This window comes from Cellulomonas pasadenensis, assembly GCF_047229365.1.
In the GTDB taxonomy this organism is placed as follows: Bacteria; Actinomycetota; Actinomycetes; order Actinomycetales; family Cellulomonadaceae; genus Cellulomonas.
Window position 1 is genome coordinate 1 of record NZ_JBFTEP010000137.1, and the last position, 8,964, is coordinate 8,964.

General features: G+C 78.2%; 8 protein-coding genes and 1 pseudogene. 7 read left to right on the forward strand and 2 right to left on the reverse strand.

Annotated elements, in window-relative coordinates:
* The 7 genes from ptsP to AB6N23_RS15425 all read left to right on the forward strand — a co-directional run.
* Positions 1-1,568: phosphoenolpyruvate--protein phosphotransferase (gene ptsP / locus AB6N23_RS15395; RefSeq protein ID WP_412866879.1), on the forward strand; the 1,568-nt coding region annotated here is incomplete at its 5' end.
* 121 nt (positions 1,569-1,689) lie between these two features.
* Complete coding sequence (locus AB6N23_RS15400) at positions 1,690-2,073, forward strand: globin (protein ID WP_412866880.1); 384 nt, start codon at positions 1,690-1,692, stop codon at positions 2,071-2,073.
* 16 nt (positions 2,074-2,089) lie between these two features.
* Positions 2,090-2,971, forward strand: a complete 882-nt coding sequence (locus AB6N23_RS15405) for an acyl-CoA thioesterase (protein ID WP_412866881.1) — start codon at positions 2,090-2,092, stop codon at positions 2,969-2,971.
* 127 nt (positions 2,972-3,098) lie between these two features.
* On the forward strand, positions 3,099-3,791 hold the full coding sequence (locus AB6N23_RS15410; RefSeq protein WP_412866882.1) for a hypothetical protein: 693 nt from the start codon (positions 3,099-3,101) through the stop codon (positions 3,789-3,791).
* Positions 3,791-4,705, forward strand: a complete 915-nt coding sequence (locus AB6N23_RS15415) for a hypothetical protein (protein ID WP_412866883.1) — start codon at positions 3,791-3,793, stop codon at positions 4,703-4,705. Before AB6N23_RS15410 ends, AB6N23_RS15415 begins: the two co-directional genes overlap by 1 nt.
* A 55-nt stretch (positions 4,706-4,760) precedes the next feature.
* Positions 4,761-5,756 carry a DNA topoisomerase IB gene (locus tag AB6N23_RS15420; protein WP_412866884.1) on the forward strand — a complete coding sequence of 332 codons (996 nt, stop codon included), beginning with the start codon at positions 4,761-4,763 and terminating at the stop codon, positions 5,754-5,756.
* Between the two features lie 109 nt (positions 5,757-5,865).
* Entirely contained in the window at positions 5,866-7,554 is a 1,689-nt protein-coding gene (locus AB6N23_RS15425) for an SDR family oxidoreductase (RefSeq protein WP_412866885.1), read from the forward strand.
* A gap of 76 nt (positions 7,555-7,630) precedes the next feature.
* Here AB6N23_RS15425 and AB6N23_RS15430 read toward each other — a convergent pair whose 3' ends face one another.
* Positions 7,631-8,125 (reverse strand): acyl-CoA thioesterase, encoded by a 495-nt coding sequence (locus tag AB6N23_RS15430; protein ID WP_412866886.1) that lies wholly within the window; start codon positions 8,123-8,125, stop codon positions 7,631-7,633.
* A gap of 158 nt (positions 8,126-8,283) precedes the next feature.
* A pseudogene (locus tag AB6N23_RS15435) lies at positions 8,284-8,964 on the reverse strand (GTP-binding protein HSR1); the annotation flags it as partial.

An 8,964-nucleotide genomic window follows, 5' to 3' on the forward strand; every position in this document is an offset into this window, starting at 1 on the left:
GCGCCGACACCGAGGCAGCCGCCGCGCGCGTCGCCGCCGCGGCGGAGGCCGTGCGCGCCGAGCTCGACGCGGCCGCGGAGGCCGCGGACGGCGCGAGCGCCGCCCTGCTGTTCGCGACCGCCGCGATGGCGGCCGACCCGTCGCTCGTCGCCGACGCGCAGGAGCGGGTCCGCGCCGAGCACCTGGTGCCGGAGCGCGCCGTGTGGGAGGCCGCCGACGCGGTGGCCGCGCAGCTCGCCGAGCTCGGCGGGTACATGGCGGAGCGCGTCCGGGACATCGTCGACGTGCGCGACCGGCTCGTGGCCCGGCTCACGGGGCGCCCGGCACCCGGCCTGCCGGCCCGTCCGCACCCGTACGTGCTGGTGGCGCACGACCTCGCGCCCGCCCTCACCGCGACGCTCGACCCGGCGCGCGTGCTCGCCGTCGTCACGGCCGCCGGCGGCCCGACGTCGCACACCGCGATCCTCGCCCGCGCGCGGGGCATCCCGGCCGTCGTCGCGGCCGCCGGCGCCGCGGACGTCGCGGAGGGGACGACGCTCCTCGTCGACGGCGCGTCCGGCACCGTCACCCTCGACCCGCCGGCCGACGCGGTCGAGCGCGTGCGGGCGCTCGCGGCGGCCGTCCGCACGTTCTACGGGGACGGCCGCACCTCCGACGGCCGGCGCGTCGAGCTGCTCGCGAACGTCGGCGACCCCGCGGAGGCCGAGGGCGCGGCCGCCTCCGGCGCGCAGGGCGTGGGGCTGTTCCGCACCGAGTTCGCGTTCCTCGACCGGACGGAGGCGCCGACCGTCGAGGAGCAGGTCGCGGCCTACGGGCGCGTGCTGGCCGCGTTCGACGGACGCAAGGTGGTCGTCCGCACGCTCGACGCGGGGGCCGACAAGCCGCTGCCCTTCCTGCACGCGGCCCCCGAGGCGAACCCCGCGCTCGGCGTGCGCGGGCTGCGCGTCGCCGAGACGCACCCGCAGGTGCTCGAGGACCAGCTGACGGCGATCGCGCGCGCCGCCGCCGGCCACCCGGGCACGACGACGTGGGTGATGGCGCCGATGGTCGCCACCGTGGACGAGACCGAGGCGTTCGTCGCCGCGTGCGCCCGGCACGGGCTGGGCACCGCGGGGATCATGGTCGAGGTGCCGAGCGCCGCCCTCCTCGCGGCGCCGATGCTCGCCCACGCCGCCTTCGCGAGCGTCGGGACCAACGACCTCACGCAGTACACGATGGCCGCGGACCGGCTGCTGGGTGCCGTGGCGCGCCTGTCCGACGCGTGGCAGCCGGCGGTGCTGCGGCTCGTCGAGGCGACCGCGCAGGGCGGTGCCGCGCAGGGGCGCCCGGTCGGCGTCTGCGGCGAGGCGGCCGCGGACCCCGCGCTCGCCGTCGTCCTCGTCGGCCTCGGCGTCACGTCGCTGTCGATGACGCCGCGCGCGCTGCCCGACGTGGCGGCGGTGCTGGGCGCGACGACGTGGGACGAGTGCCGCCGCCTCGCACGGCTCGCCGTGACGTCGCCCGGTGCGGAGCACGCCCGCGCCGTCGTCCGCCGCGAGCTGCCCGTGCTCGACGAGCTCGGCCTGTGACGGGGCACGCGCCGCCGACCCGCGCCTTCCGCCGTGCGGCACCCGAGCGGGCGTGTGACGTGCGCCGCGGCGCCGGTGCGGGCGGGCCGGCCGCCGGTCCCCGCGTGTGAGGATGGGCGGCGTGAGAGCCGACTCCTTCTACGAGGCCGTCGGCGGGCACGCGACCTTCGTCCGGCTCGTCGACGAGTTCTACCGCGGCGTCGCCGGGGACCCGGTGCTCAAGCCCATGTACCCCGAGGAGGACCTCGGCCCCGCCGCCGAGCGGCTCACCCTCTTCCTCGAGCAGTACTGGGGCGGGCCGACCACCTACTCCGAGCAGCGCGGGCACCCGCGGCTGCGGATGCGGCACGCGCCGTACAAGGTCAACCCCGACGCGCGCGACCGCTGGCTCACGCACATGCGCACGGCCGTCGACAGCCTCGACCTGGCCCCGCTGCACCGCGCGCAGCTGTGGGACTACCTCGAGCGCGCCGCGTTCTCCATGCTCAACACGTTCGAGGACTGACGGGACCACCGCCGCCATGACCGACCCCACCGGCACCGACGACCCCACGGCCGCCGTCCTGCGCGTCCTCGACGTCGCCGCCGACGACGAGACGCCCGACCTCTTCCACGCGACCAGCCTCGCCCAGCCCGGCGGCCGGGTCTTCGGCGGCCAGGTGCTCGCGCAGGCGCTGCTCGCCGCGGGCCGCACGGTCGCGCCCGACCGGCTGCCGCACTCGCTGCACGGGTACTTCCTGCGCCCCGGCGACGTGACCAGGCCCATCGCGCTGACGGTCGAGCGGCTGCGCGACGGGCGCTCGTTCACCGCGCGGCGCACCCACGCGCTGCAGGACGGGCAGCCGATCCTGTCGATGATCGCGTCGTTCCAGGAGGAGCAGCCGGGCACCGACTACGCCGAGGAGATGCCGGCGGACGTCCCCGCGCCCGAGGACGTCGTCTCGGCGCTCGACCAGCTCGGCGGCATCGACCACCCCGTCGCGAAGTTCTGGACCCAGGAGGCCGCCTTCGACGTGCGGCACGTCGGCGGCTCGCTGTACCTGCGCGCCGACCGCGAGCCCGGGCTCGGGCGGCAGATGGTGTGGATGCGCTCGCGCCGCCCCCTGCCCGACGACCGCCTGCTGCACCGCGCGCTGCTCGCGTACGCCTGCGACCAGGTGATGCTCGAGCCGGTCCTGCGCCGCGCCGGCCGGTCCTGGGTGACGCCCGGGCTGTCGATGGCGAGCCTCGACCACGCGATGTGGTGGCACCGCGACGTGCGCGTCGACGACTGGCTCCTGTACGTCCAGTCGACGCCGAGCGCGCAGGGCGGGCGCGGCCTCGGTGCCGCGCGCGTCTTCACGCGCGACGGCACGCTCGTCGCGTCGGTCGCCCAGGAGGGCATGGTGCGGCTGCCCGACTGACCCGACGGCGCGAGCGAGCCGACGGGCCGACCGACCCGACGGACCGGGCGTATCTCGCCGCGTCGCCGCCGCCTCCTCCCAGCGGGGGGCCGGACGGCTCCCCGGGGCCGACGGGACGGTGGTCGTCATGGTCGTCGTGCAGGCGCGGGCGGGGCGCGGGGCGCGACGGCGGGCGCGCGGGGCGCTGCCCGCCGCGGTCGTGGCGCTGCTGCTGGTGGGCTGCGGCCCCGGTGACCCCGGCGCGGCCGACGCACCCGGCGCGAGCGACCCGCCCGGCGCGAGCGACCCGCCCGGCGCGGCGGGCACGAGCGCCCCCGCGGAGGCCGTCGAGACCGCCGACCCGGTCGTGCCGGAGGACCCCGACGCCGTGGAGGGAGCCGCCCCGGGCGACGGCGGCGGCATCGCCATCGAGGTGGCCGGGCTGCCGGTGGGCGGCAACGCGCCGCTCGACCAGGACGGCACGTGGTGCTTCCCGCTCTTCTGGTCCGAGGTCGCCGCCGACGGCGTCGTCGTCGACATCCACACGGTGCGCGTCGAGGATCCCGGCGCCACCGTCCGGGACGAGCCCTGCGACGGCCGGCCGCCGTGCGCCGGCGCCCGGCTGGTCGGGGGCGCCGGCAGCTGCAGCCTCCTCGTCACGCCGCCCTCGCCCGAGGTGACGGGCGTGCGGGTCGCGCTCGACGCGACCGTGCGGTGCACCGAGCGGGCGCAGTGCGACGCGGTCCGGGGCGTGGGGTGGCAGTGGCTCGACGCGCCGGTCCGCGCGGCGACGGCGACCGAGCCGGGGGACGCCACGGGCGCGCCCGGCGCGGAGGGGTGATGACCGGACCCGCCCCGGACGACGGCACGGCGACGGCCGCCGCCGCGACGCTCGCGCGGGCGGGGACCGTGCTCGGCAGTGTCGTCGCGCCGGCGACGGCCGTCAGCGCGCTGCTCTTCTACTTCGGGTACGTGTCCACGCGCGCGCAGCTCGCGTACTTCGGCGTCGACGTCGACGTCCTGGGGATGGCGACGCAGGACTACGTCATGCGCGCACCGCAGCCGCTGCTCGTGCCGACCCTGGGGCTGCTCCTGCTCACCGCCGCGCTCGTGTGGGCGGACGGGCGGCTGCGCCGGTGGGCGCACGGCGCCGGCGCGGGGCACGTCCGGGCGTGGCAGCGCGCCCTGCGGGGGATCGGCGGGACGCTGCTCGGGGCCGCCGGGGCGCTCCTGCTCGCCTACCCCGCCGTGGGCCGGTGGCCGCCGTACGCCCTGGTCACGCCGGTCGCGCTGGGGCTCGGGGCGCTGCTGCTCGCGCGGGCGCTCACGTGGTCGGGCGCCGACGCCCGCGGTGCGCCCGACGGCGGTGCGGCGCCCGGCACGCGCACCACCGCCGTCGTGCTCGTCCTCGTCGTCGTCGCGTCGGTGTTCTGGGCCGCGGCGACGCTCGCGCAGTGGTCGGGCCTCGGGCAGGCGAAGGCGCTCGCGCGCGACCTGACCCGCCTGCCCGCCGTGGTCGTCGACACCACCGAGCCGCTGTTCCCCGCCGACCCCGTCGTCGGGCAGACCGTGCTGGCCGGCCCGGACGGCACGGCCACGGGTCAGCGCTTCCGCTACCGCGGCCTGCGCCTGCTCGCCGAGGGCGACGGCCGGCTCTTCCTCGTGCCCGAGCGCTGGTCCCCGGCGGGGTCCACCTACGTGGTCGACCCGGACGACGCCCGGGTGCGCTTCCGGTTCGTCGACGACCCGCCGTGACGCCCGTGCACGCCTCGACGAGCGCGGGCGCCCGCGCCGGGTGACACTTCCCGCCATGGTCCGGCTCCGACGTGTGCGCATCGACCAGCCCGGCTGGACGCGACGCCGGGCCGGCAGCGGCTTCGTGTACCTCGACGCCGACCGCCGGCGTATCGACGACCCCGAGCACCTCGAGCGCGTCACCACGCTGGCGATCCCGCCCGCGTGGAAGGACGTGTGGATCTGCCCGTGGCCGAACGGGCACATCCAGGCGGCCGGGTTCGACGACGCGCAGCGCCGTCAGTACCTCTACCACCAGCAGTGGCACGCGCGGCGGGCGCGGCTCAAGCACGACCACGTGCTCGAGGTCGCACGGCGGCTGCCCGCGGCGCGGCGACGCGTCCGGGCGGACCTCGCGCTCGAGGGCATGCCGCGCGACAAGGCGCTCGCGCTCGCGTTCCGGCTGCTCGACCGCGCCTACCTGCGCGTCGGCGGCGAGGGGTACGCGCGCCGCAACGGCTCGTTCGGCCTGGCGACCCTGCGGCGCGAGCACGTCCAGGTGCTCGCGCCCACGCACGACGCCGACCCCGGCGCCGTGCACCTCGTGTTCCCGGCGAAGTCCGGGCAGGTGCGCGACACGGTGGTCGAGGACGACGTCGTCGCCGAGCTGTGCCGCACGCTGCTGCGCCGCCGCGACCCCAGCCCCGAGCTGCTGGCGTGGCGCGACGACGCCGGCTGGCACGACGTCACGAGCAGCGACGTCGCCGCCTACGTCAAGGACCGGCTCGGCGACGCCTCGCCGAAGGACTTCCGCACGTGGCACGCGACCGTGCTCGCGGCACGCGGCTTCGCCGCGGCCGGTCCCCCGCCGGCGAGCGAGCGCGGGCGGCGCCGCGTGGTCGCGACCGTGGTGAAGGCCGTCGCGGAGGAGCTGGGCAACACGCCGGCGGTCGCGCGTGCGTCCTACGTGGACCCCCGTGTCGTGGAGCTGTGGGAGCGCGGCGAGACGATCGCGCCGACGCGGTCGCAGGCGGTGGCCGAGAAGCGCACGCTCGCGCTGCTCGGCGGCTGACCGGCCGACGGGACGGCGGCCGGGCGGGGACCGACGCGCCGAGGACGACGGCGCCGGACCGGCACCGGCTCCGGGTGCGCTGCCCGTGCCCCGGCCGCACACTGCCCGGGTGACCCACGACGCCGCCCCGTCCGACGACGCCGCCGGGCCGGGCCTCGCCCCCGAGCCCGTCGCGACCACCCTCGCCGGGCTGGTCCCCGGCACCGGGCCCGACGGCCGGCCGCGCCCCGACGCGCCGCTCGTGGCCGTCACCGGCGTCACGGGCTACGTCGGCGGGCGCCTCGTGCCGGAGCTGCTGGCCGCCGGCTACCGCGTGCGGGCGGTCGCCCGGCACCCGGACCGACTGCGCGGACGCCCGTGGTACGACGACGTCGAGGTGGTGGAGGGCGACGCGTCCGACCTCGACGGCATCCGGGCGGCCCTGACGGGCACGTCGGTCGCCTACTACCTCATCCACTCCCTCGGCACGGGCCGGTCCTTCGAGCAGCGCGACCGGCGGACCGCGCTGACGTTCGGGCAGGCGGCACGTGAGGCCGGCGTCGGCCGGATCGTCTACCTCGGTGGCCTGCACCCGGAGGGCGAGGAGCTGTCGCCGCACCTGGCCTCGCGCACCGAGGTCGGCGAGATCCTGCTCGCCTCGGGCGTGCCGACGACCGTGCTGCGCGCCGCCGTCATCCTGGGGTCCGGCTCGGCGTCGTTCGAGATGATGCGCTACCTCACGGAGCGGCTGCCCGCGATGACGGTGCCGACGTGGGTGGACAACCGGATCCAGCCGATCGCGGTCCGCGACGTCCTGCGCTACCTCGTCGGGTCGGCGGCGATGCCGGCGGACGTGTCGCGCGCCTTCGACATCGGCGGGCCCGACGTCCTGACGTACCGCGAGATGATGCAGCACTACGCGGAGATCGCCGAGCTGCGGCGCCGGGTCATCGTCGGCGTGCCCGTGCTCACGCCACGGCTCTCGAGCCACTGGGTGTCGGTCGTGACGCCCGTGCCCGGCGGGCTCGCGCGCCCGCTCGTGGAGTCGCTCGTGCACGAGGTCGTCTGCGACGAGCACGACGTCGCCCGGTACGTCCCCGACCCGCCCGACGGCCTCATCGGCTTCGACCGCGCCGTGCGGCTCGCCCTCACGCGCATCCGGGAGGCGAGCGTCACCACGCGGTGGTCGTCGGCCGCCGTGCCGGGCGCGCCCAGCGACCCGCTGCCGTCCGACCCGGACTGGGCCGGCGGCTCGCTCTACGTCGACGAGCGGCGCGTCGACGTCGACGCCTCCCCCGCGGCGCTGTGGCGCGTCATCGAGGCCGTCGGCGGCGAGCGCGGGTGGTTCTCCTGGTCGCTCGCGTGGCGCGTGCGCGGGCTGCTGGACCGGGTCGTCGGCGGGCCCGGCCTGCGCCGCGGGCGCCGCGACCCGAGCCGGCTCCGGCTCGACGACGCGGTCGACTTCTGGCGCGTCGAGGCGCTCGAACCGGGACGCCTGCTGCGGCTGCGCGCCGAGATGCGCCTGCCCGGGCTCGCCTGGCTCGAGCTGCGGGTCGAGCCGTCGGGGCGGACGCACGACGACGCGGGCGACGGCGACGGCGGGCACGGCGACCGCGACGCGTGGACGAAGCCCCCGACCGTGTTCGCGCAGCGTGCGCTGTTCCACCCGCACGGGCTCGCCGGGCAGCTCTACTGGTGGTCGGTGTACCCGTTCCACGGCGTGGTCTTCGGCGGCATGCAGCGCAACGTCGCGCGCGCCGCGGAGACCGCGGAGCGGGCACGGACGGACCGGACGCCGAACGCGGACGGTCGCCCCTGACCGGGGCGTCCCGTCCGACGCCGGGGGCCCGGAGCCGCGCACCGAGGCGACGCGCCGGCGTGGCGCGCCCGCGCCGTCAGCGGCGCCGGCGCAGCCGGACGGGCTCCTCGACGAACGCCTCCCACGCCGCCCGCTGCTCCGCGGCGATCCGCTGCGGGGCCCCGGTGCCCACGTCGACGAGCACGAGCGTCGTGACGGCACGCGCGTACGGCGCGGTCGTGTCCGCCGCCGCGGGTGCGTCCAGCACCTCGTAGCAGACGTCGAGGCTCGCGCCCCCGAGGTGGCCGATCCACATCTCCACGACGACGGGCGCCCGCCGGTACGCGAGCGGGCGCACGTACTCGATCTCCTGCCGCGCGACGAGCGTCGCCAGCCCGGACCCCGGGCTCGCGTCGAGGACCGCCGTCGGCCACGCACCGTCGGGGCGCGTCCCGTCCGCGCCGACGGGGTGGCTCCAGAACGCCTCGATGCGCGCCTCCTCGAGGAGACGCAGCATCTCGACGTTGTTGACGTGCCCGTACGCGTCCATGTCCGACCAGCGCAGCTGCACCGGGACCTCGAGCCGTGCCATCCGTGTCCTTCCCTGCGGGCACCGGTGGTGCCGTCCGTGCGGCGCGCGGGGCGTGTCGCGCCCGTGCGCAGCGTGCCTGTGCCGGTGTCCCCCGGGCTCGGCGTGCCCGTGCGACGCTCGGTGGGTGACCGCCGCCCGGGGTGACGGCCGGTCGGCGTTCAGCGTCGGCGGCGACCTCCGTCGCCGGCGGCCCGCCGGGCGAGGTCCCGGCACGAGCGCCACCGGGCGAGCTCGGTGGTGACCGGGTCGACGACGCGCGCGGTGGCGACGGCGGCGACCGACGCCCGCAGACGCCGGCGCGCCCGGCCCGCCTGCCGGCGCCCTTCCGCCCAGGCGCCGACCGTGCCGAGCAGCGTGAGCAGGAGGCCGAGCGCGAGGCCGCCCGCCACGAGGACGGTCGGCGCCGGCAGCGGGCCCCACCGGGGCGTGACCGGCTCCGGCAGCCGGAGGTACGTCAGGCCCGCGAGCACGCCGAGCCACCCGAGGCCGCCCACGAGCGCGGCGAGGCCGGCCCACTGGAGCACGTCGACGACGCGTGCCCACCACGGCGCCCGCGCCGGCAGCAGCGTCGTGGACGCGACCGCCACGTCGAGGTCGTCGGCGAGGCCGCCCGTGCGCACGTCGGCGCGCACGGCGAGCACCCACGCGTCGGGCAGGCCCGTCGTCGCGTCGTCGAGCCAGCCCCGCACGGCGTTCGCGGCCGGGGCCTGCACCTGCGGGCCCGCGGGCGGGAGCGACGTGCGGTCGGCGTCGGCGGGGTCGCGCGGGCCGGTCTGCAGGTGCAGGCGACGCAGCGGGTCGGGGCGCAGCCGCCCGACCAGCCGCAGCGGCGGCCAGCC

Coding starts and splice junctions, on each gene's coding strand:
- AB6N23_RS15405 (WP_412866881.1), top strand. CDS start 2,090: ATGACCGACCCCACCGGCACCGACGACCCCACGGCCGCCGTCCTGCGC.
- AB6N23_RS15410 (WP_412866882.1), top strand. CDS start 3,099: ATGGTCGTCGTGCAGGCGCGGGCGGGGCGCGGGGCGCGACGGCGGGCG.
- AB6N23_RS15415 (WP_412866883.1), top strand. CDS start 3,791: ATGACCGGACCCGCCCCGGACGACGGCACGGCGACGGCCGCCGCCGCG.
- AB6N23_RS15420 (WP_412866884.1), top strand. CDS start 4,761: ATGGTCCGGCTCCGACGTGTGCGCATCGACCAGCCCGGCTGGACGCGA.
- AB6N23_RS15430 (WP_412866886.1), bottom strand. CDS start 8,125: ATGGCACGGCTCGAGGTCCCGGTGCAGCTGCGCTGGTCGGACATGGAC.